Consider the following 24,533-nt stretch of genomic DNA (forward strand, 5'->3'; position numbering starts at 1 on the left):
AATCCAATCGACTTACTCATAATTCATCGTTGACTATTAGAATTCTAATTATAGATCAAACTTAATCAGCGCTTTACACTCCTCCGATCAATCATCAGCCTATAGAAAATCCTGCAAATCTACATTAATTTCCTACCACATTTATTTTTATAGTGAAAAAACCTGCGATAACGCAGTTATTTTCTTGAAAAACGGTCCGGTTTCACTAAGGATGATAAAAGAGATGCACTTTTGCATGAATTCAAGAAAACTGCTGATAAATCGGTCAAAAGCTGTATAAATGCAGGTTTTGGTGGGCTCAAGACTTCAAAGCATGTCTTGTACGCTGTCATTTATCTTCTTAAGATATCGCCAAGATTTGAGCTGCGTACTAAGCAGGAATCGACATCGTCAAACGCTGATTTCGGTTTTGATCTCTATTTATAGTACGAAAGTTTTACTCCGTGTTATGCTTAATCTGTTTTAGATGCTCGGACAACTTGTTTAGCAGTGTGCCTAATTGTCGTTTCTCTTCCTCTGAAAAACAAGACAGCGGATCAAACTCCTCCCCCGATTGAAAGGCTTGTTTCAAGGATGCTTGCTTCTTAAGACCCTCCTCAGTAATCGCAATATTGACCATTTTCTTATTACTTGGATCCTTGCTCCTTTTTACCCAGTGCTGACGCTCCATATTGTTAATAATGACGGTTGCAGTTGGACGATCACAGTAAAGCATATCGGCAATTTGTGAGGGGTTTAAGGACGTTTTCTCAACTAGTTTTCGGAGTACATACTGCTGCTTTAATGTGATCTGATGAGGTACAACCTGCTTTTGTAAATATCTCTGCCAAGTTAGGAAAATGACGCCTATTCGAGACATTATCGGAGATTTATCCGGCATTTCGATTTGACTCCTTACAATAGTTAGTATTCTAATTAAAATATACAATAACTCCTTCATGGAGGACAAGACATAGAAAAGGTAATTAATGGCGATTCCAGTCAAATGATTGACCTAAAAGAAAAAAGCCTTGATAAAAGGCTTCTTACTTGGTATGCGGTCGGCGGGATTTGAACCCGCACGTCCATGGGACACCACCCCCTCAATGTAGGGATAGCACTTCCTCATGTATCCGCAAATGTCCGAAAGCCTACTCCTATAAGGCTTTTGGACGTTTCCCCTTATGTTTCCTGTATTTTATGGATGCTACCACGGTAATTTCAACTACCATAAAGGTAGTTATCATTTTGAAATATAGAATGAATTATTTTCATTTTTAATAGTAAGACCCAATTCGTCAACAGCATAATGCCAAGTCATGGGAAAGTATGTAATATCATTGAATACCAAAATTGGAAACTCTTCATTATCATTATCAATCCATGCATCATTTACATAAACATTAAAATCGGGATTCTTAGCAAAAAGAGTATTTGATGAAGTTCCATTATCAAACTCAAGTTTACCTGCCTTGTTTGAAGTTTTACGAACAACAAATCCAATTTCAGAATCCCATCCTGTTTCGATTCCTAGTGCTTGTGTGAATTTGAATGTCATTGGAAAGTACGTAATATCATTGTACGAAATGATAGGATATTTAATTGAAGAGTTCGGTACTGATGTTCCATTTACAAATATACCATATGTAGGTTTGATCACTTTTACTTGTTCAGTAGGTATGACTTCTTTAGATGGTGTTGGAACTGGTGTGGCAGTTTTTGAACTGCTTGAGTTTCCGCTTGATGAACTACTGCTTCCACCATTATGGTAATGGTATCCAGTACATAATCTTTTTTAACGGATGCAGCCGAACAATTATGCCCACCACTAGAATCAGTTCTTCCAGAGTGTGCATACGATACAGATGTTAATGAGAGTGAAAGTAGCGCAATGGAAATTATAATCCTTTTAATCTTCATAGTAAAATCCTCCTATTTCCATAGTTCAATATACCCATGGATTTTACCATGAATTTCTAGTTTTTACAATGTGGGGGTTATATGCAAACAACCAGCTAAAGCTTCCCTGTTCAGCTACTATCTTGATGTACCTGTTTCGCTTCCAACATAAGGAAACTGATAAAGCAATAGCAGCCATTGAAGCTTCATCAGAGCTTCAAGTGGCTGCTATTTTATTGCTACCACCGTGCTACCGCGGAGGACAAATATCAAGAAATCTGTAGACGATCCTACTCACTACTGATAACTAAAAACAACAAAAACCCTTATGTACCAAGGGTTTCCACGTTTTAAATCCATATGCGGTCGGCGGGATTTGAACCCGCACGTCCATGGGACACCACCCCCTCAAGATGGCGTGTCTGCCGTTCCACCACGACCGCAAAATATGATATTAATCAACCGGAATTTGAATATACCATATGTACTTGCCTTATTGCAACTCGTTACACCTGAAAATTTCAGACAAATAAATACAGCAGCCCATTATTCACTACCTGCCCTGGAAATAGGCCATATTAGTACATCTAACTGCTTGGAAAAATGAAGCAGCGGTTTCGTATCCAGAACTCTAATTCCTTGACCGGAAGCCATCGTGTTGATCTTAAATTCAGCTTCGGCAGCATGCAGTGTCCAAGGAAGGTGATGTATTTCTCCACGCCAAATATGATTTTTCTTATCAACACTGTAGAGGCAATATCTTTCAGTTAACCAATGTTCAAAAGTTTGAGGTTTGCTGTAGAATGCGGGCGAAACTGGCGAGTAAATACCTTCATACGAAACTGAGGCTCCCCGCTTATCCGTTCGATGGCTGACATAATTATAGACTCCTTTCCTTTCCTCCAGCTTCATACTTGCATTAAAATAAGGTAAATAAAAAAATCGTCTTGCCGCCATGACCGCTAACCGGTTTGCAGCATCCAAGCTAAAGAAATAGACACCTGGCTTGTCCCCCACCGTAACATACGTTCTTACATTCAACTCAGCAAAAGCACTTGTATAAGGAATTGGCGGCAAGCCGCGCAATCGAATGGAGTTCATTCGAAATGGTACAATACTAATCCACGCATCGCCATCAAATGTATCAAGCTTAAGTCCTGGCGGAACAAGCTCACGCAGATGATCGTAGTGTACCGGCCAATGGGCGAACAACAAATCAAGCCAGGATTGCATCATTAACCAAGAACCTTTCGGTAAAGGCCACGGCCTATGGTCAATAGAATAAGGAGGCCTCATTACTTATCGCCCCTCTCTAATTTTTTAAGTAATTAAGCTTAACATAACATACAAATGGACAAAATAGTTGTAAATATGTGTATAGGAGGATACTATGATCCCTCAATATTCTGTCGCTCAACTTTCACCGGAAATCTTAACTGAAATTAAACAGCTGGAGGAGCGCATACGAGCTAACGCCAATGAAAATATCGTTCTTATCGCATACGCAGAAGAGAATGAACCGAACAACAATGCTTAATCTACTCTCCATTAATAACTTGCCGAATATGCTTAATACGCGATTCGGCTTGTATATTCTTATTGCTGCCAATTTGAAGAACAGAAGCAGCCGCAATCCCATCTACAAAAATTCCCCCAACCTGAATTCTACTGCAGTTATTATTAAATGAAACCTTGACTGACTCATTTTCTGTTAATGGCAGTGGAAGATCTCTTGAAAAAATACCAAAATCATCAAAGTTGCCCTCATCACCCTTAAACATGGATATGTTTCTTTGAACAGCCAATGCCTTGGAAACAGGTTTTATCAGCTTGTTATCTCCGACCTGCAATATAGATGCTAGCGATACCGTATTTACTTTCACTTCTCTCACAACGGATTCTCGGATCATGAGCTTTTTTCCTCATCCCCATCCCCATCTTCCTGCTTATCTTCATTCTTTTCTTCCTTCTTATCCTCCTTTTTTTCCTCAGGAGACAAGTAAAAATTACCTCCGACAATTACAGGTTCCGGAGGTGTATCAAAAATAGAAGAGCATATGATTTGCTCGGTATCTCCAATCAAAAAAACAGACGAGCTCGAAACCCCGATTATTCTTACATCACCAACTGATAACATTTTATTTGTCACTTGGATATTCATGATTCGCCCGCTTTCTTGGTAATAAATTTATTATAATAGCTGTCAACCGCAGCTCTGATATCATTCTGTGTTCTAAAAAGCACTGCATCCTGAATTGAAGATAACTGATCATCAGTCGCTCCGGGAGTCATCTGACGTAAATAATAGTCTATACGTGCATCCGTTTGTTTCAATAAATCTTCAACAATCATTTTCTGATGCCATGAATCTAACTGCTCACCATATTGAGCTTGAAGCACTCCCAATTGCTTGGGAACCTGCTTCTCTACATATATCTTCAATTCTCTGGCAAGCTCATTTGGCAGCTCCGCCCCTGATTTAATCTTCGAATCAATCTGCGTTATATCCGCATCCTTAGCAGCCTCATCCTCCGTAGTTACACTGCTTCCGTTCACGGCTATATCCTCTAAGGCACCCGGTGTTATCCCTATATTTAAGGTTCCATCCAGCTTTTCCACTTTCAATTGATCGAATTTATATTCCACCTTATCAATATGAATCCGTTTCTGCTCTTTCCAGCTTTTCATCTCCGTCTGCAAAGCAACCATGGAAGTTTGCAAGGTAACTATAGATTTTTCCATTTCGACAATCTTTCTAGACTGCACTTCCATCTCTCGTTGCATTTGATGAATATATTGAGCCCATTGCTGCCAAAAATTCATAATCACAGCACCTCCTCCATCCATCCTATGCAAAGGAAGCGAAGTGGGTGTTAGCCCAATTATCGATACAGTTGTTTACTTCAACTTATGATGGTTTAGGCAAAGGCACGAGGGAAACAACTGAAGCCGAAGCGTCGCTTTCAGCCGCTGGCTGCGTGTAACCACCGGAATTATATATATTAGAGAGAGGTTTAATCAATCCGGCTGTACCAATCTGGAGTACCGAAGAGTTCGTTACATTATTTACCTTCAACTGATGTATCACTATGTTTTGATTAACGACTAAATTCATGCTAAACGACCCCCTGATTCCCAACGTTGGTTTGGCCCAAATCCTCCTCGTCTTGATCATTAGTAATTGTACTGCTGATCGCATTGTTCGTGTGCGCAAAATCACCTACGTTAAATGATCCCGCTCCCGCAAATGTTTTGGAACTGCTGGAAGGCGAGAGCTGCACAGCATCACCTATTTGTACGATTGAACCGTTGCCTACGCTTATTACTTTGATGTTACCTACAATTGACGGCATAGACACTTCTCCTTTTTCCATTCATAGGTTAGTGTATGTCAGCATACGCCCATAGGCTACTTTATACATGGATCAAAATTCCTTATTGTATCAACAAAGAGACTCCTTACATATAAATAAAAGAGAACTGGGCGGAGAGGAGCGATGCATAATGGCCGACAAAGAAAATAATAACAAACCGTCTCAATGGCATGAAATTGAAACGTTGCTCGGCAGTAAGCTGCCAGGATTGCCAACTAGCAAACAAATGGATTTATTGAAGGATACATCCTGGATCGAAGAATACGTTCAAAACATACTTGAAAAAACAATGCCCAAACAGGGAGTCAAGAAAATTGTACGAAGTAAAGCAGAAGTGTTTGAAACCCATTATCATGTTATTGTTAAAACGCCTATATCTTATGAAAACAATCCGGTTGTAAAGGTTAGAACGGATCTCATTAAAATTGAAGAAATGCTTGACAATAAAAAACACCAGCTCATTCGTCTTCCTTGCCTCGTTGTTCCGAGCACAGCCAGGGCTACTTATAAAGAAGGTAGCCTGCAAATTAAAATCCGCAAAAAGAAGCTCAACAAAGCCTACCGGGAAGTTTCCATTCGATATATATAACACTGAGTATTACTTAGTTCTCTGAGAAGGAGTGAATTACCGTGAGGCGGATCATTGTTGATTTATCAGATCGAATGCTCTATCTTTTGGATGACAATAAGGTAATTCGAGGATTCCCAATAGGCATTGGAAAGGAATTAACCAAGACCCCAATCGGAATTTATACGATCATTAATAAAGTCCCAAATCCAGGAGGACCTTTCGGCGTCTTTTGGATGGGACTTTCACGGCCTCACTATGGGATTCATGGAACGAACTCACCTATTTCAGTCGGTCACGAGGTATCTCACGGCTGCATTCGTATGTATAATGAGGATGTCCTGACTTTATCCAAACTCGTATCTATTGGTACACAAGTAACCATCCGAGCCTGATCCCTTTATCTAGCCGCTACGATCATCTTTAAGCCTAGCTTGGGCCGCATCGTAACGAGAGGCTCAGGCTCCACCTCCGGGTGATTAGGTGCTAAGCTAAGTTTATACCGGCTGCCAATCGTGGCTAAAATCAAAGCCGCCTCCATAAGTGCAAAGTTATTGCCAATACACACCCTTGGACCTCCACCAAAAGGAAAGTACGCGAATTGTGGAATTCGCTTCAATAGTTCCCCGCCAGCAAAACGTTCCGGGATGAATTGCTCCGGGTGGTCATAGTATTTCGGATTGCGATGCATAGCAAATTGACTCATCATTAAAGTATCGCCAGGCTTAAACTTATGCTCTCCAATTTCGACCTCCTCAGTTGCCTCCCGGTTTATTACCCATACAGCGGGATACAGCCTCATAGATTCCCATATCACCTGCTGCAAATAATCAAGCTTTCCAAGGTCGTCAATGGTCGGTTTCCTGCCCCCAAGCACTTGATCAAGCTCCTGCCACAATTTGTATTCTACTTCCGGATAAGTTGACAATAAGTACCAGGTCCATGAAAGAGTGTTTCCTGTAGTTTCGTGGCCTGCCAGGAAGATGGTCATTACTTCATCACGTACCTGTTGATCTGTCATGCCTGTTCCATCTTCTTCATCCTTAGCGGCAAGCAGCATGGAGAGCAGGTCATCAGCGGTACCATTCGTATCAGGATTGTTTCTGCGCTCTTCTATGATTCCGAATATGATGTCATCCAGCTTCTTGGCCGCCTGCTTAAACTCCAAATTACGCTTTGTCGGTATGCTCTCCGGGATGTCAAAGATGGAAGAAGCTTTGCTGCTCACATATTTCATCCCAACTTCCACCGCTTGTCCTATATCATGCAACCCACCCTTCAAGCTTGTGCCAAACATCGTCTGCGTTATTATATTCAAAGTCAGCTTCATCATATCGTCCGTTATAGAGCGCTCAGTTTGATCCTTCCAGCCTTCTAGAAGCTCATAGGTCAACTCAACCATAGAATCTGCATACTTACTTATACGATCTTTGCGAAAAGATGGCTGCATCAGCCTGCGTTGGCGTAGATGTGCATCTCCTTCACTAGTTAACACTCCTTCTCCAACAACCGCCTTCGCTATCTGCAGCCCTTTTGCCTTTTGGAACGATTTTTGCTTTGTTACAAGTACTTCCTTAATAAGAACCGGGTCGTTGATCAAATACAAATGACGTGCCGGGCCAAATCGCATATGTGCGACAGCTCCGAATTCCTGCTGTGTTCTGATCAGAAATCCAAGCGGATCCTTACGAAAAGCCAGTAAATTACCAGTAATCGGCAAACCTTTCGGACCAGGTGTTTTAGTGGTTACCAATGCTGTTTCCTCCTAAGTGTTTCACTGCATTTAGTATCCTTTATTTTCTTATTTCTATACCATAAAATGCTAAAAAACCGCCCTCATCGAAAATCCGATGCAAGACGGCTTATAAGTTTTTTTATTTTAAATAGACTATTCAGAAGCGCCAGATTCTACAGTCACCTTTTCTGAAACCGTATCACGGATTACAGACATGACAAGCTGAAGCAAATAATTAATATCTTCTTGGGATTGACGGAACTCATTAACAATAGGTATCGAATCCAATTGATCCTGCAGCTCCTCAATTTCCTTTTCAATTTTAGCAACCATTTTTGCATTTTGGAACGATTCGAAAGCAACAATTTCTTTTTGTTTCTTTTTGATTGCGCTAATTAACGTTTGAATTTGATCATTAGATGAAATTTGAACCTCAGCCTTTTGAAAAAATTGTACCTCATTTGAGGTCGAGATTAGATCAGCTAATTCCTTGGCTTTTGATAAAATATCTTCTCTTACGATCATTTCTGTATTGGTATAGTGCTCCATATCGCTGCATTGCATATGATTATCATGATGGTCATGATTATGGTTTCCTGACATTGCTTCCTCACGCTCCTTGAAATGTATGAATTAGTTGGCTACTGCTGCAGGTACCCAGTCACCCTTGATATACCAGGTTTGAGCATCCGTTATTTTAACAGGAACGACCTTGCCAATCAATTCCTTCGGTCCCGTTAAATGCACGAGCTTATTCGTACGCGTCCGTCCTGCTAGAACTTCCGCATTATTCTTACTCTCACCTTCAACCAGTACCTCAAGAATCTGTCCCTTATAATTATCGTTACATTCCTTGCTGAACTGCCCCAAAATGTCATTCAAACGGTACAACCTGTTCTTCTTAACTTCCATCGGCACATCGTCCGCCATATCTGCGGCAGGTGTACCTTCACGCGGTGAATAAATAAAGGTGTAGGCACCATCGAATTTGACCGCTTTAACCAAAGACAACGTTTCCTCGAACTGCTCTTCAGTCTCGCCCGGGAACCCGACAATAATATCCGTAGTCAAACTGGCATCAGGAATGGCTTGCTTAATTTTGGCAACGAGATCCAAGTAATGCTCACGCGTATATTTACGGCTCATCCGTTTCAAAATCTCATTGCTGCCTGATTGAACCGGCAAATGAATTTGCTCCACCAGATTTCCTTTTTTCGACAAAACTTCAATTAGATGATCATCGAAATCTCTAGGATGCGAAGTCGTGAAACGAACACGAGGAATATCAATTTTGGAAATATCATTCATCAAATCCCCGAAACGATAATTGCTGTCCTCAAAATCTTTCCCGTATGCATTTACATTTTGACCGAGCAGCATAACTTCCTGAAAGCCCTGTCTTGCCAAATCCCGAACCTCAGCTAATACATCCTGAGGCTTACGGCTGCGTTCTTTGCCCCTGGTGTAAGGAACAATGCAGTACGTACAGAATTTGTCACAGCCATACATTATGTTTACAGAAGCCTTAATTCCTTCGCGCTTCTTCGGCAAATTCTCTACGATGTCGCCTTCTTTAGACCACACCTCTATTACCATTTCCTTACTGAAAAAAGCTTCTTTTAACAGCAATGGAAGGCGGTGTATGTTGTGGGTTCCAAATATTAAATCAACGAACGGATGCTTCTTTAAAATACGATTAACAACGGCTTCTTCTTGTGACATACAGCCGCACACGCCGAGCACCAGCGAAGGCTTCTCGATTTTTAGATGCTTTAGATGCCCTAATTCACCGAACACTTTATCCTCAGCATTTTCTCGTACCGCACATGTATTCAGCAGAATGACATCAGCTTGACGCCGATCCTCGGTTGACTGGTAACCCATTTGCTCCAAAAGTCCCATTATCGTTTCCGTATCATGTTCATTCATTTGGCAGCCGTAAGTTTGGATATAATAATATTTATCTTTCCCAAAAACAGTCATTTCTTCAGGAATACCGAAATCATAATGAACCTGAATATCCTCTTTCCCTCTCTTTTTTGCATTAGTGAGAGAAGGAGGTTGGAAATATTTCTCATAATCCTTCGTTTCTTTAGGCAATGTTGCACCTTCCTTCTATATAAACAAAATTCTCTTTTTATAGTCTGACAATAAATTATAGCATTTTTTCTTCCCTTAATCCAAGTGCTATAAAAAGGCGAAATCCGCACAAATTATTAATATGAAAAATCTCCACAATAAGTAATGTGGAGAGCTTCTATGTAACATATTTCGTCGGTTACGATAAGATCAGAGCCATATCCCCTGTCTTAGCACCAGCCGCGTTGGCTTCATCCGTATCGATATGCATATCAAGTGCATACTGATCGGATACACGCGCCAATACCTGCTCAAATATTAACGATCTTTCGCCCATAATTTTAACCGAAAGCAGCTGCTTATCGACTATCCCCCATTTAGCGGCATCATCGGTATGAAAATGAATATGTCGGGCTGCAATAATAACCCCTTCCGCAATAGTAACCTCTCCCGCAGGTCCAATTAGCTGAATCCCTGGAGTTCCATTTGTATTTCCTGATTCACGAACCGGCGGGTTCACACCTAATAAAAAAGCATCTGTCCGCGAAACCTCCAACTGTGTATTTTCTCGCGCCGGACCCAAAATACGCACTTTCTCGAACTTCCCCTTAGGTCCAACAACCGCTACCGTTTCTTCCGCGGCATACTGACCTGGCTGTGACAGATCTTTGAGCACTTTCAATTGATGTCCTTTTCCAAACAACAGCTCAATATGCTCCTCAGATAAATGAATATGTCGGGCTGATACCCCAATCGGTACTTGTTTCATCATATACACCTCATACTATTTCAGATTGTATTAATTTAAGAAATGCTGATTCTTCTGATTTTTATTATATCGTTTCTCTATGAAAAAAGCATATGGCAAGCAGCCATATGCTTTGGATTGAAAATCTATTTAAATTCAGTTACCAATTTATCAAACTCTTGTTCAGAGATTTTCAAGTTAAGTTTGGACATTCCTTCTTCTTTAAAACCAGGAACGTGATTTTCATAGCTTGTTTTAGTAGTATTTTGATAAATTAAGCCAGTAAGCAAGCTATTGGTTTCCATAATTTTAGTCATCGCCATTACACGGTTGGATGGATCGTAATCAGGAGTTTCTTCCAAGTCTACGATGTTCTCTTTAAACCAGTCATACGTGTTTACTTTGTTAAAAGTAACACATGGGCTGAATACGTTGATGAATGAGAAGCCGTTATGCTTCATACCAGCTTCGATCAAAGCCGTCAACTGCTTCAAGTTACTGGAGAACGATTGACCAATGAAGGTCGCGCCAGCCGCCAAAGCTACTTCTAACGGAGACAATGCGGATTCGATTGAACCAGCAGGTGTACTTTTTGTTTTGAAGCCTTCAGCACTTCTTGGTGAAGTTTGGCCTTTGGTCAAACCATAGATTTGGTTATCCATTACGATGTAAGTAATATTGATGTTACGACGGATCGCATGAACAGTATGACCCATACCTATTGCGAAGCCATCGCCGTCGCCGCCTGCAGCTAAAACCGTCAACTCACGGTTAGCCATTTTCAAACCTTGAGCGATTGGAAGTGAACGACCATGAACACCATGGAAGCCATAAGCGTTGATGTAACCAGAAATTCGGCCGGAGCATCCGATACCGGAAACGATACCTAGATTCTCAGGCTCCAAACCTACGTTAGCAGCCGCTCTTTGAATTGCCGCTTGTATGGAAAAGTCTCCGCATCCCGGGCACCAGTTAGGTTTAATATTGTTACGAAAGTCTTTTAATGTTGCCATACAAGGTTCAGCTCCTGACAAAATGTAGTAATTTCTGCCGGCAAGAATGGATTACCGTTATATTTAAGCAAGCTCTTAATTTTGTCTGCATGACCTACGTTCAATTTGATTAAGGAAGCTAATTGACCCGTAGCGTTGTTCTCAATAACAACAACAGTTTTTGCTTTACTCATAAAAGGCTCTAATTCTGCAGCCGGGAACGGATGCAATAGACGTACAGTTGCATGATTAGTTTTAATCCCTTTTGCTTCCAGACGAGTTCTAGCTTCATCAATTGTTCCACCAGTTGAACCCATGCCAATGATCAGCAATTCAGGCTCTTCATGAGGTGCATCGATAAGGATAGGATTCGTTACTTTTACATGCTTTAATTTCTCCATACGCTTATCCATCATTTTCTTACGGTTATCCGTGCTTTCAGATGGACGGCCTTCTTGGTCATGCTCTACGCCGGTAACATGGTGAATCCCATGCTTTTGACCCGGAATAACACGAGGAGAAACTCCATCCTCAGCAAACTCGTAACGTTTAAACAGCTTGTTAGGCTCATTTTCCGGAAGCTCGCCTTGCTCCAAGCGGCCGCGGTCAATTTGAATTCTATTGTAATCGAGCATTTCACAGGATTGTTTACCGAGTGATAGCTGCAAGTCAGTAAGTAAAATTACAGGACATTGGTATTTCTCAGCCAAGTTGAAAGCTTCAACCGCATCGTAGAAGCACTCTTCAATCGATGAAGGGGAAAGCACAATTTTTGGAATTTCACCATGTGTACCGTAAATCATAGCATACAAGTCGGACTGTTCTTGCTTCGTAGGAAGACCTGTACTTGGACCTCCACGCTGAGTGTCCACAATAACGATAGGAGTTTCGGTCATACCAGCAAGGCCGATTGCTTCCATCATCAAGGATAGACCAGGACCTGCGGATGCTGTCATTGTACGAACGCCACCGTAGTTGCCTCCGATTGCCATCGTTACAGCCGCTATTTCATCTTCCGTTTGAATTACGGCACCGCCGAATTTAGGAAGGGTTTTGGTTAAGTATTCCATGATCTCAGACGCTGGTGTAATTGGGTATGCAGGCATGAAACGGCATCCCCCTGCAAGAGAACCAAGACCGATTGCATCGTTGCCGATCATGAACAATTTCTGCTTACCGTCAGCTGGCTCCAATTGGAACTCAAGCAATGGTCCGCCGTTAGCTTCCAAAATAAATTCAGCCGCTTTACGAACTGCTTCAATGTTCTTCTCAACAACAGCTGCACCTTTACGTCCGAACTCTTCTTCAACTGCTTTATTAAACACTTCCAGCGGCAAGCCTAGCAAAGCCCAAGATGCGCCGGAAGCAGCCATATTCTTAAATAGTGAAGTTCCTAGCTCTTCAGCGATAGCGGTAATCGGTACCGGGAACAAGCGAGCTTTAATTCCTTCAGGTACAACAGGATTAAATTTGGCGTCTGCAACGATTACACCGTTGTCACGCAGCTCAAATGCGTTCAAATCGATTGTTTCTTGGTCAAATGCAACAAGGATGTCCAGATCATCGGAAATAGCACGAATTGGCTTTGTGCTGATTCTGATCTTGTTATTGGTGTGTCCCCCCTTGATACGAGAGGAGAAATGGCGGTACCCATACAAATAATATCCAAGACGATTCAATGCCGTCGAGAATATTTTATCGGTACTTTCAACACCTTCCCCTTGTTGTCCTCCGATCTTCCAAGATAATTGGCTAATCACCGTTGTCCACTCCTTTTGATAGTCACTGACTTTGCAACTGATCAACTTATGTTTAAAAGAAACTTAATATTTGGATAAAAAATTTCTTTCAGTTGTCAACCAAATTTTATGATTTTAAGCGATAAAAAGCAAGTGCTTTTCAATAAAACAAACATAGTATTTTTAGATGATATCCATATCAAATTGAGATTGGTTTATCTATTATACATATCCAAGACAGATGTAAGCGTTTATGAAATGGGTAAACTCGTTTCAAAAAACGTCAACCAGTTCCGATACAAGAAGTTTTCCACTATTTGATCCTTGTAATACCTGGAAAGCTGTTGCGCCAAATTATCCAGTTGGCCTGCATGCTCCAAGCCGGGCATCTTAATATTAAATCCATCAAAGTCGGAGCCTAATACAACCTGTTTTTCTCCGCCCAGCGCGCACACACGCTCTATATGCTTCATTAGTTGGGAAATAGAAGCGTCCCCTTTATCACTAACAAACCAAGGTACGAACGTAATTCCTATTCGGCCTCCCCTAGTAATTAAAGCACGTATTTGATCATCATTCAAATTTCTCGGATGTGGACAAACTGCGTATGCATTCGAATGTGTTGCTACGAAAGGCTTTTTCGAATGATCTGCAAGATCCCAGAACGAACGAACCGATAAATGGGAGGCATCTAATATTATGCCCAAATCATTGCACTCTTTAATAAATCTTTTTCCCTTTTTTGAAAATCCCCCTTTTCTTGCTTCCAATATTCCATCCGCCGCCCAATTCGCGTAGTTCCAGGTTACTCCGATCATACGGACACCGAGACGAAATAATATTTGCGTATACAACGAATGATCATTAATAGCGTCTGCACCTTCTAATGTAAGAATAGCTCCAACCTTCGTCCCATTCATCACCTGCTGCAAGTCGGATTGGTTTTTGATTACGATCAATTTATCCATTATTGCGATCTTCTGATAAAAAATATTTATGTACTCCAAGTAATCATCGAATTTAGGCTGCTTAATGGACTCCGGCAAGTAAATGGCAAAGCATTGAATCTTAATTCCCGACTTCATCATATTTTCATAGTTAACATCCAGCTCAGCTTGTTGTGGAGCATAAAAATCGATCAGCGGATTCTCATACATTTTCCATAACACATCACAATGACCATCAATGATAACCATCTAGCTACCCCCTCTAAATTTTACGTATGAAGGATATACGGCACTTCCTTAGAACTGCAAATAAAAAAACCTGTTTACAACGTAAACAGGCGCTTACTATGAAACTTATAATGAAAGCTGAGCTATCTTGGCTCCACAATCAATTTAATAGCCGTGCGATCTTCTCCATCAATCACGATGTCTGTAAATGCTGGTATACAAATCAAATCAACCCCGCTGGGAGCTACGAATCCACGAGCGATTGCAACGGCTTTAATAGCTTGATTAAGAGCACCGGCACCAATCGCTTGCAGTTCGGCAGCACCACGCTCACGTAATACCCCTGCTAGTGCGCCGGCTACGGAGTTAGGATTAGACTTTGCTGAAACTTTTAATACATCCATGAAAAGTACCTCCTCGGGAATGATGGATTGCTTCCAGTACTATTCATATTCTAGAATTTTGCAGTTAATTCCTTCATCCCGAAGATCGAATTTTCTAACAATTAAGAATTGTCAGTTATTTATCATTGGATGGCTCATTTTACTCAAAAAGCAATTGATCCTCATCCATCCGAATTAATTGTATCTTTTTGCCCAAACCACTTATAGGATCTAAATCAATACAAACCGCGTGAAAATGCCATTTGCCTTCATCAACCACAAAACGGACCGGAAGCTGCGTTCTAAATTTCTGCATAACCGCTGTTCTCTCCATGCCCAAAATCCCATCTTGAGGACCAACCATCCCCACATCCGTTACATATGCCGTTCCTGAAGGCAGGAGACGCTCGTCATGCGTCTGAACATGGGTATGTGTCCCAACTACTGCAGACACCTTCCCGTCCAAATGCCAGCCCATTGCAAGCTTCTCAGAGGTTGCTTCCGCATGGAAGTCTACAAGCACGTATTTATGCTTCTTCTTCTGGGACTCAAGGATTGAATCCACTTTCTCAAAAGGACAATCCAGTGGAGGCAAAAAGGTACGTCCCTGCAAATTAATAATCAGCAGTTCCTGATCCTTTACTTTGATTGTCGTAAAGCCTCTGCCAGGCGTCCCTTTTGGAAAGTTAGCCGGTCTTACCATCCGATCCTCATCATCGATAAAATCGAATATATCCTTTTGATCCCACGTATGATTGCCCATTGTAATACCATGAACTCCAAGCTCGAACAATTCCTTTGTGATGGCCGCTGTGATTCCTCTTCCCGCTGCTGCATTCTCGCCATTGGCTATAATAAAGGTTGGATTCAGCTTCGTCTTCAATCTTGGCAGGCAGGCTTTTACGGCCTTGCGACCGACTGACCCCACTATATCGCCGATGAACAAAATTCTCATGCTATATCTCCCATCAAATGTAATAAAATTAGTTGTATGCCTATGTTTTGCTCTTCTGGTTCAAACTTTTATTATACCGTACTACTGTTATAAAGACAAAGAAAAGTGGCTATTCAGCCACTTTTCTCCTTTAACTATATGCATTTGTTTATTTAGCGTATTCGACTGCACGCGTTTCACGTATAACGGTAACCTTGATATGACCCGGATAATCCAGTTCACTCTCGATTTTCTTCGTTATATCACGCGCCAGGCGGAATGCCTCTGTATCATCGACCTTCTCAGGCTGTACCATGACACGTACTTCACGGCCGGCTTGAATAGCGTAGCACTTCTCCACGCCTTCAAACGACTCTGAAATCTCTTCAAGTTTCTCTAGGCGCTTGATATAAGTTTCGAGTGTTTCACGGCGCGCTCCCGGACGAGCAGCGGACAGAGCGTCTGCCGCGCCAACCAGCATAGCAATAACCGAAGTTGCTTCACAGTCACCATGATGGGACGCAATGCTGTTTATGACGACCGGATGTTCCTTGTACTTTTTGGCAATTTCTACGCCGATTTCAACATGAGAACCTTCAACTTCATGATCCAAAGCTTTACCGATGTCATGCAGGAGACCGGCACGTTTCGCCAATGTCACGTCTACCCCGAGCTCTCCCGCCATCAATCCTGTTAAATAGGCCACTTCCATCGAATGCTTCAACACGTTTTGTCCATAACTTGTTCTGAACTTCAGTCGGCCCAAAATTTTGATCAAATCCGGATGCAGCCCATGAACACCGGTTTCAAATGTTGCTTGCTCCCCGTATTCACGAATGCGTTCATCCACTTCCTTGCGGGATTTCTCGACCATTTCTTCAATGCGAGCGGGATGTATCCGGCCGTCTGCAACTAACTTCTCAAGTGAAGTGCGTGCAATTTCACGACGGATCGGATCAAAACCGGACAGAATAACGGCTTCAGGGGTATCGTCAATAATAAGATCGATTCCCGTCAACGTTTCCAAAGCTCTAATATTTCTTCCTTCGCGTCCGATAATGCGGCCTTTCATTTCTTCATTAGGCAATGAAACTACGGATACAGTAGTTTCGGCTACATGATCAGCAGCGCATCTTTGGATTGCTAACGTGATAATTTCGCGTGCCTTCTTGTCGCCCTCTTCTTTAGCTTGCTGCTCAATTTCTTTGATCAACTGTGCCGTTTCATGGCGAACTTCTTGTTCAACATTGTTAAGGATGATTTGTTTAGCGTCATCCGTGGAAAGAGCAGAAATTCGCTCTAACTCCGAAACTTGTTTTTTGTAAAGCTCATCAATTTGCGATTGTGTTTCTTCAATTCTCTTCTCTTTGTTGGCGACTTGCTCTTCTTTCTTTTCCAGAGATTCTAATTTTTTATCCAGCGATTCCTCTTTTTGCAACAAACGTCTCTCTTGTCGTTGTGTTTCATTTCGACGATCACGAATGTCTTTTTCAGCTTCGGTTCGGAGCTTATGAATCTCATCCTTCGCTTCCAGAACCGCTTCTTTCCTTAGTGCCTCCGCCTCTTTACTCGCGCTTTCCTTGATTTGCTGGGCGGCTTGCTCAGCACTTGAAATCTTCGCTTCTGCAATGGATTTGCGGATAAAATAACCAATCCCTAAGCATATTGCACCAACAAAGAGGATGATTAAGATCCAGATGACCGGATTCAATTGCATCCAGTTCACCTCCTCGTTGTTTCTCCAAGGGGTAAGCTTGGGACAGTATGGTTTTTAATCCGTTTTACAAGCGTAAGAATAAAGTAAAAATTGGCGATTTTACTTTGCGAATCACCCCGATCAGGCAGGTCAAGATGATCCTTGTATAAATATACACATTATTATTTTATCTTTTGTCGAAGAAGCTTGTCAAGGTGTCCACTGTATAATTGATTTCCCATATGAAAAGAAGCTCGATAGAGCAATCAAATGGCCATTGTTTAATTATGTTAATAATATACAATATTAATTTAATTTAGTAATCGAAATCATCTGTTTCTATCAGATGATCTTCATCGAAATCTGCTGAGCTGCTTATTGTTTTCATTACACGCGAGATGGTACCCAGGCTGTAGCCTCTCCGTTGAAGAAACATCATCACCTTACTTTTTGCTTTCAGGACATCTTTGTTTGCTTCACTCTGATACTTCTTGGCCCCTAAATCGAGGGCACTTCGATATTCCGCATCCTCATCGATTTGATCAAGTGCCTGTGTAATTTGCTCCGGCTTTACGCCTTTTTGCCTCAATTCCTGTTTTACCCAGTTCCGGCCCTTCTTTTGTGACTGAATCCGCTGCTTCGTCAGCTGATCAGCAAACAACTGATCATCAATATATTGCTCCCGTTTCAAACGGTCCATTGTGGCAGTAATCAGTGGGGGCTCATAGCCTTTCTGCTTCAAGCGATTGGCCAACTCATGCTGGGAATGCAGTCTTGAAGCCAGCAGCCTTACAGCATCCAAATAAGCCCGCTGCTTATCCTCCGCTTGTGCAATCTCATTCATTTCTTTAATGCTGACCCTTGTTCCCTTAACAAGCCTGTACTTAATTAAAATATCCTCATGCAAGGAACATGCGAATAGTTCGTCAATATATAAATTATACCGGTCCTTCGATTTCTTTTGCCGCTCCACCTTTGTAATCGTGCCGGATAAATTCATTTCATTTTCCATAAATAAAACACTCCAAACCTAAGGCAAAGGCACCTTATACTAATAGTAAAGGTGCCTCCAACCTTGCTATTCAATTGCTTCCAAATCTTCATCCTCTTCCACTTCATCCAAGTCGGACCCAGTAGCTACTATCAAATTACTATTTTCACGTATCTTGCTATCGATCATATCTGCAATATGTGGATTATCCTTTAAGAATTGCTTCGCGTTCTCACGGCCTTGTCCCAAACGATCATTGTTGTACGAATACCAGGCTCCGCTCTTTTGAACGATATCCATTTCAGAACCAATGTCGATAATGCTGCCTTCTTTGGAAATACCTTCGCCGTACATAATATCAATTTCCGCTTGTTTAAACGGTGGTGCCACCTTATTCTTTACAACCTTGATACGTGTGCGGTTACCAACCATGTCATTGCCCTGTTTGATTGTCTCGATTCGACGGACATCCAAACGAATGGTTGAATAAAACTTCAATGCACGACCCCCTGGAGTCGTCTCTGGATTACCGAACATGACGCCTACTTTCTCACGGAGCTGATTAATAAAGATCGCAATTACTTTCGATTTATTAATAGCACCAGAAAGTTTACGCAATGCTTGCGACATGAGTCGGGCTTGCAAGCCTACATGGGAGTCGCCCATCTCGCCCTCAATCTCTGCTCTCGGAACCAAAGCTGCGACAGAGTCAATTACGATGATATCAACTGCACCACTGCGTACAAGAGCTTCAGCAATCTCTAACGCTTGCTCACCCGTATCAGGCTGAGACAACAGCAGTTCATCAATGTTAATTCCTAATTTGCTTGCATATAGTGGATCTAATGCATGCTCAGCATCGATAAAAGCAGCTTGTCCGCCGGCTTTCTGTACCTCAGCAATTGCATGCAATGCGACTGTAGTTTTACCAGAAGATTCAGGCCCGTATACCTCTATAATTCTACCGCGCGGATAGCCGCCGATACCCAGTGCAATGTCAAGAGCCAAAGAACCGCTGGGAATAGTCTCAACCTTCATATGGGTGGATTCACCCAGCTTCATAATAGAGCCTTTACCAAATTGTTTCTCAATTTGACGAAGGGCACTTTCCAATGCTGCACGCCGATCTGCCAAAACAGTCACTTCCTTTTTTTATATTGGATAATTACATGATAACTGGTTTTGATTGTGTTGCCAAGCATTTTTTTACGAACATACATTCGATTAAAAGTCAAAAGAAAAACCGTAACAAAGTAGCTTTGACTTGTTACGGTGCTTCCGTAAATCTATTATATTACAATATGAACCCACAATACAAGAGTATTTTTTAAAGAAGCTTCCAAAGCTTGTATAGGGCGCTTTTGGCCGCACGCCATTTGATAGAGTCCCTGTTGCCGGTAAGCTGCAGCTGCTCGACTACGGTCTCCCCTTGCTTCCGGGCAATCCCCACATAAACAAGACCAACCGGCTTACCCTCCGAAGAATCGGGACCCGCTACTCCAGTAATAGCTACCGCGTAATCTGAATCGGCTTGTACCAGCATTTGCTCGGCTAATAGCTTGGCAGTCTCGCCACTGATAGCTCCGGGTGCCCCCGGACCTTCGAGAACATTCATAGGCACATTAAGCAGCTTATGCTTCAGCATATTGGAATAGCATATGATGCCTCCTCTATACACTGCAGAGCTTCCTGGAACCGATGTGAGCATGTTGCTGAACAATCCTCCTGTGCAGCTTTCCGCCGCAGCCAGAAGCTGCTTTCTGGCGCTCAGAATGCGCACAATTTCTTGCTCTAATGTTACATCTTCCGATGCATAGACAAATTGTCCCAGCCTGCTGCGAATTTCATGTTCAACTGGATCCAGCTTCAGGTTCGCCTCTTCTACCGAAGCAGCCCGAGTTGTCAAACGAATGGCGACCTCGCCTTCCTTGGCATAGGGAGCAATCGAAGGATCGGTCTGAGCTTCAATAAGATCCAGTAATTCATGCTCTAGTGACGATTCCCCGATACCCGCAAATTTAAGCATCCGAGAGTATAGAGGATGCACATGATTCATTTTGGCAGAGATCCATGGAGCGGCATACCTTTCAAACATCGGCTTCATTTCTTTAGGCGGACCTGGCAATAATACATAGTGCGTTTGATCTTGAGTCAATGCAATTCCAACCGCAAGGCCTGCATCATTGATTAACGGATCGCTATTTTCCAGCATCAGCGCTTGTCTGCGATTGCTTTCGACCATATGGATCCCACGCGTACTGAACATCGATTCTATTGCGTCCATTGAAGGTTGATGCATAATAATTTGCCGGCCGAGAAACGCAGCGAGCGCATCCTTGGTGAGATCGTCCTGTGTAGGTCCAAGCCCTCCCGTACAAATGATCAGATCAGCACGACTTTTGGCTGTTTGCAGCGCCTCTGTCAAGCGGCTCATGTTATCGCCAACAACCGTCTGGAAGTAGACGCTTACTCCTAAATCAGCACAAGACTGTGCCAGAAATTGTGCATTCGTATTCAGTATTTGCCCTAACAACAGTTCAGTTCCAACCGCAATAATCTCCGCTTTCATATTCTCATCTCCTCTGAATAAAACAAAAACAATAGGAAAATCCTACTGTTTCATTCGTTAAAATTAATAACATGTTTGTTTTTAATAAAGTAATCAAAGCCTGAGTACAGCGTAATAATAGCTGCGATCCAGCTTGCGAACATATCGAACCTGAAGTTAATGAAGGCAAACGGAAAATTATTAATCAGTAGAGAGATGATCGCGGTAATTTGTGCAGCTGTCTTCCATTTGCCCCACTTGCTTGCCGCTATGACATGCCCTTCCAGCAAGGCAATTTGACGCAAGCCCGTAACCGCAAATTCCCGGCTGATAATGACAATAACAATCCAAGCCCCTACTTTATCCATCTCTACAAGAGAGACGAGGACCGCTGACACCAATAGTTTATCCGCTAACGGATCAAGCAGCTTACCCAGATTAGTTACGAGCTTCCGCTTACGGGCAATATACCCGTCCAGACCATCCGTCCAAGCGGCAATGATGAAAATAAGCGCGGCAATAATCTGATTGTAGGTAATGCTGAATTGCTCAATGCGTATATGCGGAAATTTCACGTTGACCAGTAAAAAGAGCATGATAATTGGAACTAAAAAGATCCTCGCCAAGGTGATCTTGTTGGCCAGGTTCATGCCACAACCTCCCCAGATAAATCAAACTCAAACGAATGGGTAATACGAACTTTTGCTAATTCTCCAATTGCAAGCTGTGAACCTGTTACGAATACTTCCCCGTCGATTTCAGGTGCATCATATTGAGATCTGCCAACATATACGTCATTGCGGCCATCATACTTTTCGATTAATACGTCTACAGTATGACCGATACGATTACCATTGCGCAAATTAGAGATTTCTCTTTGAATTTCCATTAATGTATTGGCACGGTATTCCTTCACTTGATCAGGCACTTGATCCGGCAGCTTAGCGGCAGGTGTATCCAGTTCCTTGGAATAAGCAAACACACCTAAACGATCAAACTGCACATCCTGAATAAATTGCTTCAGATTTTCGAAATCCTGCTCAGTCTCACCAGGGAAACCGACAATAAGCGAAGTACGTAATGAAACATTAGGAATTCTCGCACGAATTTTCTCAAGCAAAGCTCTGGCATCCTGTTGTCTGCCCGGTCTTCTCATACGCTTCAATATGCTGTCTTCACTATGCTGCAAAGGCATATCGATATACTTGCAGACCTTCGGATTACTCGCTATTGTCTCAATCAACTCATCGGTAAAGAAACCTGGATAAGCATAATGCAGTCGTACCCACTCGATACCAGATACCTCTGTAATCTTATTGAGCAACGTAGGCAGCATAAAGCCATCATATAAATCGGTACCGTAATTGGTGGAATCCTGAGCTATTAAGCTGATCTCTCTAACTCCTTGGGAAGACAGTTGTTCCACTTCAGCTATTATAGATTCCATGCTCCGGCTGCGGAATTTGCCTCTCATAATCGGGATACTGCAGAACGTACAGGCATTATCACAGCCTTCGGCGATCTTCACATAAGCGGTGTACCTCGGGGTTGTAACCCTTCTAGGCAGTGGCTTGTCATAATTAAATACCGGGTTTCCAACCAGCATCGGTTTCTTCCCAGCTAACGCATCGTCAATGATGTCATTAATTTTATCAAAGTCACCTGTTCCAACAATACCGTCAATCTCAGGCATTTCCCTCATTAGTTCCTGCTTGTAGCGTTGTGTTAAACAGCCGGATACAATCAGTGCCTTCAGTTGACCTGTTTCCTTCAAATCAGCCATATCTAATATCGTATTTACCGATTCTTCCTTGGCGGCATCGATAAATCCGCATGTATTAACAATGATAACAGTTGCATCTTCCTTATCACTCACCAGCTCGTAGCCACGTCCAAAAACCAATCCGGACATAATTTCGGAGTCAACGAGATTTTTCTCGCACCCCAACGTAACTACTTTTACTTTCTCTGTCATGTAACTTCCTCCAATATTTAAGCCTGCCTCTAATAGTATCAAGTATAATACAACGGACTGAATAGTGTCAAAAAAAGAACCTGTGCAAAAAGCAGCATTCCTGCTCCCGCAAAGGTTTTCATTACTTATTGTCGACCTACAAAATCAACGGAAATTTAAGAATTGCAGTTCCAGAGGAATATCCTCTTTCCTAAGCAATTGGATTATTTGTTGAAGATCATCTTTATTTTTCCCTGTAACCCGAATCTGATCACCTTGAATTTGGCTCTTAACCTTCAATTTGGAATCGCGAATCAGGATATTAATTTTTTTGGCATTATCTTGGTCTATACCTTGCTTTAGCTTGATTCTTTGGCGTACGGTTTGCGAAGATGCAGGTTCAACTTTGCCGTAATCCAGGTTTTTCAGCGATATTCCGCGTTTGGCCATCTTTGAGTACAAAATGTCCAATACATTCTGCAGCTTGAATTCGTCATCGGAAACAATGACCAGTTCTTCCTTTTCGATGGCGATTTTGCTTTTGCTGTTTTTAAAATCGAACCGGGTGCCTATTTCTTTTTCAGCTTGATTGATCGCATTGTTCAATTCCTGCATGTCCATCTTGGACACAATATCAAAAGAACTTTCTGCGTTACTCATGGCTACACTTCCTTTTTCTTCATAATTCTGCAATCCTATTGAACCCTAGGAGTCTATCCGACGAAGGCACCTTCGTGAATATTTATTCATTACTTGGCCTTCTAGATATTACCTAACATAATTTTCTAATATAATAACATAAAAAGACACCGCCAGCCAACGCTTGGGGTGTCTACAGTCGCAGTCGTCACAATCAAACCTTTTGTAAATCGATTTGAATCCGTTTAGCGTTAGGTGTATCTCCGACCTGTACCAAAGTTCCGTTCACCGTTAGTTCAATGGCGTTGGAGCGGCCAAAAATGAGAAATGCTGAGTTAGCTACCTCCCAGGTTTGAGATTTCCCATTGGTATAGGTGCCTTGCTCAACAACCTCTCGATTCTGCCCCAATGAGTCTATCTGGACCCAACATGCCTCACCTGTTACTTTCATTTGAATGGTCAGTTTATCGGCATTGGAGACGGAATAATAATCCGTTCCACTCTGACTCTTCACGAGCTTAACTTCGATTTTGGGAGCAGGGGGAGGTGTCGGAACCGGTGCTTCGGTCTTCTTCTCGGTCAAGGACACTGCTGCGCTTCCGCTATTTAAATTGGTCGAAGGGTCTAGCTTTTTATCTGTTACCCGATTAGGTTCATCAGTAGGCTTAGCATCATTCGGATTTCCCGGATAATGCATATTCAGATAGTAGTAAATAATCCCTAATATAAGTACTACAAAGGACACCATCATAACATTAGAAGCCCACTTACCGATTTTCTCGGTATTGCGGCGCGTTCGCTTGCTGCGGATTGGCTCGATGAGCTGCTCCTGCTCATGGGCCGGTATTACATTTTGATATAACCGCAATACTTCATTTGGATCCAAGCCCACCGCTTCGGAATAGCTTTTTATAAACGCTCTCACATAGAAAGTACCAGGCAGTATCTTGTAATTCCCCTCTTCAATTGCCTCTAAATAACGCTTGCGGATTTTGGTTGTTTCCTGCAGGTCATCCAGCGAAATTTTATTCTCCATCCGTGCTTTTCGCAACAGTTGGCCAAGATCGGACATATTCTCACCCCTTTTCGATGCCGTCATG

Annotated in this window: 28 protein-coding genes, 1 tRNA gene and 1 pseudogene; 3 read left to right on the top strand and 27 right to left on the bottom strand. The window is 42.2% G+C overall.

Features of this window, described 5'->3' with window-relative positions:
- Positions 1-436: 436 nt before the first annotated feature.
- The 5 genes from ACFQ0C_RS24795 to ACFQ0C_RS24815 all read right to left on the bottom strand — a co-directional run bounded on the left by ACFQ0C_RS24795 (position 437) and on the right by ACFQ0C_RS24815 (position 3,114).
- Positions 437-880, bottom strand: coding sequence for a MarR family winged helix-turn-helix transcriptional regulator (locus tag ACFQ0C_RS24795; RefSeq protein ID WP_379370567.1), 444 nt, complete (start codon positions 878-880; stop codon positions 437-439).
- 342 nt (positions 881-1,222) lie between these two features.
- Complete coding sequence (locus tag ACFQ0C_RS24800; RefSeq protein WP_379370569.1) at positions 1,223-1,639, bottom strand: hypothetical protein; 417 nt, start codon at positions 1,637-1,639, stop codon at positions 1,223-1,225.
- Between the two features lie 2 nt (positions 1,640-1,641).
- Entirely contained in the window at positions 1,642-1,899 is a 258-nt protein-coding gene (locus ACFQ0C_RS24805) for a hypothetical protein (RefSeq protein WP_379370571.1), read from the bottom strand.
- Between the two features lie 340 nt (positions 1,900-2,239).
- Positions 2,240-2,321 (bottom strand) — tRNA-Leu (locus tag ACFQ0C_RS24810).
- A 103-nt stretch (positions 2,322-2,424) separates the two neighbouring features.
- Complete coding sequence (locus tag ACFQ0C_RS24815) at positions 2,425-3,114, bottom strand: YqjF family protein (RefSeq protein ID WP_379370573.1); 690 nt, start codon at positions 3,112-3,114, stop codon at positions 2,425-2,427.
- Positions 3,115-3,268: 154 nt separating this feature from the next.
- On the opposite strand from ACFQ0C_RS24815, the gene ACFQ0C_RS24820 reads away from it, so the two are divergent.
- A complete protein-coding gene (locus tag ACFQ0C_RS24820) occupies positions 3,269-3,415 on the top strand; it encodes a hypothetical protein (RefSeq protein WP_258212328.1) in 147 nt (48 codons plus the stop codon).
- Position 3,416: 1 nt separating this feature from the next.
- Here ACFQ0C_RS24820 and ACFQ0C_RS24825 read toward each other — a convergent pair whose 3' ends face one another.
- From ACFQ0C_RS24825 to ACFQ0C_RS24845, 5 genes and pseudogenes are all read right to left on the bottom strand, one after another.
- Positions 3,417-3,788, bottom strand: a complete 372-nt coding sequence (locus ACFQ0C_RS24825) for a spore germination protein GerPE (protein ID WP_258212329.1) — start codon at positions 3,786-3,788, stop codon at positions 3,417-3,419.
- Positions 3,789-3,865: 77 nt separating this feature from the next.
- Positions 3,866-4,039 (bottom strand): annotated as a pseudogene (locus tag ACFQ0C_RS24830) (spore gernimation protein GerPD); the annotation flags it as partial.
- Positions 4,036-4,701 carry a spore germination protein GerPC gene (gene gerPC, locus ACFQ0C_RS24835; protein WP_379370575.1) on the bottom strand — a complete coding sequence of 222 codons (666 nt, stop codon included), beginning with the start codon at positions 4,699-4,701 and terminating at the stop codon, positions 4,036-4,038. The gene gerPC and the pseudogene ACFQ0C_RS24830, both read right to left, overlap by 4 nt.
- Before the next feature lie 85 nt (positions 4,702-4,786).
- On the bottom strand, positions 4,787-4,993 hold the full coding sequence (locus ACFQ0C_RS24840) for a spore germination protein GerPB (RefSeq protein ID WP_258212331.1): 207 nt from the start codon (positions 4,991-4,993) through the stop codon (positions 4,787-4,789).
- Between the two features lies 1 nt (position 4,994).
- Positions 4,995-5,231: a spore germination protein gene (locus tag ACFQ0C_RS24845; RefSeq protein WP_258212332.1), complete on the bottom strand. Its 237-nt coding sequence runs from the start codon at positions 5,229-5,231 to the stop codon at positions 4,995-4,997.
- Positions 5,232-5,382: 151 nt separating this feature from the next.
- Here ACFQ0C_RS24845 and ACFQ0C_RS24850 point away from each other — a divergent pair, with 151 nt between their 5' ends.
- Both ACFQ0C_RS24850 and ACFQ0C_RS24855 read left to right on the top strand, forming a co-directional pair.
- Positions 5,383-5,841 (top strand): hypothetical protein, encoded by a 459-nt coding sequence (locus ACFQ0C_RS24850; RefSeq protein ID WP_379370578.1) that lies wholly within the window; start codon positions 5,383-5,385, stop codon positions 5,839-5,841.
- Between the two features lie 35 nt (positions 5,842-5,876).
- A complete protein-coding gene (locus ACFQ0C_RS24855; RefSeq protein ID WP_258212492.1) occupies positions 5,877-6,215 on the top strand; it encodes a L,D-transpeptidase in 339 nt (112 codons plus the stop codon).
- A 5-nt stretch (positions 6,216-6,220) separates the two neighbouring features.
- On the opposite strand, the gene ACFQ0C_RS24860 is transcribed toward ACFQ0C_RS24855, so the two are convergent.
- The 17 genes from ACFQ0C_RS24860 to ACFQ0C_RS24940 form a co-directional block, all read right to left on the bottom strand.
- Positions 6,221-7,573: a cytochrome P450 gene (locus ACFQ0C_RS24860; protein WP_379370580.1), complete on the bottom strand. Its 1,353-nt coding sequence runs from the start codon at positions 7,571-7,573 to the stop codon at positions 6,221-6,223.
- 135 nt (positions 7,574-7,708) lie between these two features.
- Positions 7,709-8,104: a YlbF/YmcA family competence regulator gene (locus ACFQ0C_RS24865; RefSeq protein WP_258212493.1), complete on the bottom strand. Its 396-nt coding sequence runs from the start codon at positions 8,102-8,104 to the stop codon at positions 7,709-7,711.
- Positions 8,105-8,188: 84 nt separating this feature from the next.
- Positions 8,189-9,655 carry a tRNA (N6-isopentenyl adenosine(37)-C2)-methylthiotransferase MiaB gene (gene miaB / locus ACFQ0C_RS24870; RefSeq protein WP_258212335.1) on the bottom strand — a complete coding sequence of 489 codons (1,467 nt, stop codon included), beginning with the start codon at positions 9,653-9,655 and terminating at the stop codon, positions 8,189-8,191.
- 178 nt (positions 9,656-9,833) lie between these two features.
- Positions 9,834-10,403: a phosphate propanoyltransferase gene (gene pduL, locus ACFQ0C_RS24875; RefSeq protein ID WP_379370770.1), complete on the bottom strand. Its 570-nt coding sequence runs from the start codon at positions 10,401-10,403 to the stop codon at positions 9,834-9,836.
- 125 nt (positions 10,404-10,528) lie between these two features.
- A complete protein-coding gene (locus ACFQ0C_RS24880) occupies positions 10,529-11,395 on the bottom strand; it encodes a 2-oxoacid:ferredoxin oxidoreductase subunit beta (protein WP_258212337.1) in 867 nt (288 codons plus the stop codon).
- On the bottom strand, positions 11,383-13,134 hold the full coding sequence (locus ACFQ0C_RS24885) for a 2-oxoacid:acceptor oxidoreductase subunit alpha (protein WP_258212338.1): 1,752 nt from the start codon (positions 13,132-13,134) through the stop codon (positions 11,383-11,385). Before ACFQ0C_RS24885 ends, ACFQ0C_RS24880 begins: the two co-directional genes overlap by 13 nt.
- Positions 13,135-13,364: 230 nt before the next feature.
- Positions 13,365-14,309, bottom strand: coding sequence for a dipeptidase (locus ACFQ0C_RS24890; protein WP_379370583.1), 945 nt, complete (start codon positions 14,307-14,309; stop codon positions 13,365-13,367).
- A 122-nt stretch (positions 14,310-14,431) separates the two neighbouring features.
- On the bottom strand, positions 14,432-14,692 hold the full coding sequence (locus tag ACFQ0C_RS24895; protein ID WP_025335291.1) for a stage V sporulation protein S: 261 nt from the start codon (positions 14,690-14,692) through the stop codon (positions 14,432-14,434).
- A gap of 139 nt (positions 14,693-14,831) precedes the next feature.
- Positions 14,832-15,626 carry a TIGR00282 family metallophosphoesterase gene (locus ACFQ0C_RS24900; RefSeq protein ID WP_258212340.1) on the bottom strand — a complete coding sequence of 265 codons (795 nt, stop codon included), beginning with the start codon at positions 15,624-15,626 and terminating at the stop codon, positions 14,832-14,834.
- Between the two features lie 148 nt (positions 15,627-15,774).
- Positions 15,775-17,322, bottom strand: a complete 1,548-nt coding sequence (rny, locus tag ACFQ0C_RS24905; protein WP_171651547.1) for a ribonuclease Y — start codon at positions 17,320-17,322, stop codon at positions 15,775-15,777.
- A gap of 295 nt (positions 17,323-17,617) precedes the next feature.
- Positions 17,618-18,313, bottom strand: coding sequence for a regulatory protein RecX (locus tag ACFQ0C_RS24910; RefSeq protein WP_379370586.1), 696 nt, complete (start codon positions 18,311-18,313; stop codon positions 17,618-17,620).
- Positions 18,314-18,379: 66 nt separating this feature from the next.
- Entirely contained in the window at positions 18,380-19,426 is a 1,047-nt protein-coding gene (recA, locus tag ACFQ0C_RS24915; RefSeq protein WP_308861680.1) for a recombinase RecA, read from the bottom strand.
- A 193-nt stretch (positions 19,427-19,619) separates the two neighbouring features.
- Entirely contained in the window at positions 19,620-20,861 is a 1,242-nt protein-coding gene (locus ACFQ0C_RS24920) for a competence/damage-inducible protein A (protein WP_379370589.1), read from the bottom strand.
- Between the two features lie 50 nt (positions 20,862-20,911).
- Positions 20,912-21,490, bottom strand: coding sequence for a CDP-diacylglycerol--glycerol-3-phosphate 3-phosphatidyltransferase (gene pgsA, locus ACFQ0C_RS24925; protein ID WP_171651551.1), 579 nt, complete (start codon positions 21,488-21,490; stop codon positions 20,912-20,914).
- A complete protein-coding gene (gene rimO, locus ACFQ0C_RS24930) occupies positions 21,487-22,815 on the bottom strand; it encodes a 30S ribosomal protein S12 methylthiotransferase RimO (RefSeq protein ID WP_379370591.1) in 1,329 nt (442 codons plus the stop codon). Before rimO ends, pgsA begins: the two co-directional genes overlap by 4 nt.
- Positions 22,816-22,959: 144 nt before the next feature.
- Positions 22,960-23,454, bottom strand: coding sequence for a YajQ family cyclic di-GMP-binding protein (locus ACFQ0C_RS24935; protein WP_379370593.1), 495 nt, complete (start codon positions 23,452-23,454; stop codon positions 22,960-22,962).
- Positions 23,455-23,647: 193 nt separating this feature from the next.
- Positions 23,648-24,505 (bottom strand): helix-turn-helix domain-containing protein, encoded by an 858-nt coding sequence (locus ACFQ0C_RS24940; protein WP_379370595.1) that lies wholly within the window; start codon positions 24,503-24,505, stop codon positions 23,648-23,650.
- Positions 24,506-24,533 lie beyond the last annotated feature (28 nt).

The organism is Paenibacillus sp. GCM10027630 (assembly GCF_042676305.1).
In the GTDB taxonomy this organism is placed as follows: domain Bacteria; phylum Bacillota; class Bacilli; order Paenibacillales; family NBRC-103111; genus Paenibacillus_S.

Coding starts and splice junctions, on each gene's coding strand:
- ACFQ0C_RS24840 (WP_258212331.1), bottom strand. CDS start 4,993: ATGAATTTAGTCGTTAATCAAAACATAGTGATACATCAGTTGAAGGTA.
- gerPC (WP_379370575.1), bottom strand. CDS start 4,701: ATGAATTTTTGGCAGCAATGGGCTCAATATATTCATCAAATGCAACGA.
- rimO (WP_379370591.1), bottom strand. CDS start 22,815: ATGACAGAGAAAGTAAAAGTAGTTACGTTGGGGTGCGAGAAAAATCTC.
- ACFQ0C_RS24845 (WP_258212332.1), bottom strand. CDS start 5,231: ATGCCGTCAATTGTAGGTAACATCAAAGTAATAAGCGTAGGCAACGGT.
- ACFQ0C_RS24935 (WP_379370593.1), bottom strand. CDS start 23,454: ATGAGTAACGCAGAAAGTTCTTTTGATATTGTGTCCAAGATGGACATG.
- ACFQ0C_RS24890 (WP_379370583.1), bottom strand. CDS start 14,309: ATGGTTATCATTGATGGTCATTGTGATGTGTTATGGAAAATGTATGAG.
- ACFQ0C_RS24820 (WP_258212328.1), top strand. CDS start 3,269: ATGATCCCTCAATATTCTGTCGCTCAACTTTCACCGGAAATCTTAACT.
- ACFQ0C_RS24795 (WP_379370567.1), bottom strand. CDS start 880: ATGCCGGATAAATCTCCGATAATGTCTCGAATAGGCGTCATTTTCCTA.
- ACFQ0C_RS24920 (WP_379370589.1), bottom strand. CDS start 20,861: ATGAAAGCGGAGATTATTGCGGTTGGAACTGAACTGTTGTTAGGGCAA.
- pgsA (WP_171651551.1), bottom strand. CDS start 21,490: ATGAACCTGGCCAACAAGATCACCTTGGCGAGGATCTTTTTAGTTCCA.
- ACFQ0C_RS24815 (WP_379370573.1), bottom strand. CDS start 3,114: ATGATGCAATCCTGGCTTGATTTGTTGTTCGCCCATTGGCCGGTACAC.
- ACFQ0C_RS24895 (WP_025335291.1), bottom strand. CDS start 14,692: ATGGATGTATTAAAAGTTTCAGCAAAGTCTAATCCTAACTCCGTAGCC.
- ACFQ0C_RS24910 (WP_379370586.1), bottom strand. CDS start 18,313: ATGGAAAATGAAATGAATTTATCCGGCACGATTACAAAGGTGGAGCGG.
- ACFQ0C_RS24940 (WP_379370595.1), bottom strand. CDS start 24,505: ATGTCCGATCTTGGCCAACTGTTGCGAAAAGCACGGATGGAGAATAAA.
- ACFQ0C_RS24850 (WP_379370578.1), top strand. CDS start 5,383: ATGGCCGACAAAGAAAATAATAACAAACCGTCTCAATGGCATGAAATT.
- ACFQ0C_RS24865 (WP_258212493.1), bottom strand. CDS start 8,104: ATGGAGCACTATACCAATACAGAAATGATCGTAAGAGAAGATATTTTA.
- rny (WP_171651547.1), bottom strand. CDS start 17,322: ATGCAATTGAATCCGGTCATCTGGATCTTAATCATCCTCTTTGTTGGT.
- ACFQ0C_RS24880 (WP_258212337.1), bottom strand. CDS start 11,395: ATGGCAACATTAAAAGACTTTCGTAACAATATTAAACCTAACTGGTGC.
- ACFQ0C_RS24900 (WP_258212340.1), bottom strand. CDS start 15,626: ATGAGAATTTTGTTCATCGGCGATATAGTGGGGTCAGTCGGTCGCAAG.
- ACFQ0C_RS24805 (WP_379370571.1), bottom strand. CDS start 1,899: ATGAAGATTAAAAGGATTATAATTTCCATTGCGCTACTTTCACTCTCA.
- ACFQ0C_RS24825 (WP_258212329.1), bottom strand. CDS start 3,788: ATGATCCGAGAATCCGTTGTGAGAGAAGTGAAAGTAAATACGGTATCG.
- pduL (WP_379370770.1), bottom strand. CDS start 10,403: ATGAAACAAGTACCGATTGGGGTATCAGCCCGACATATTCATTTATCT.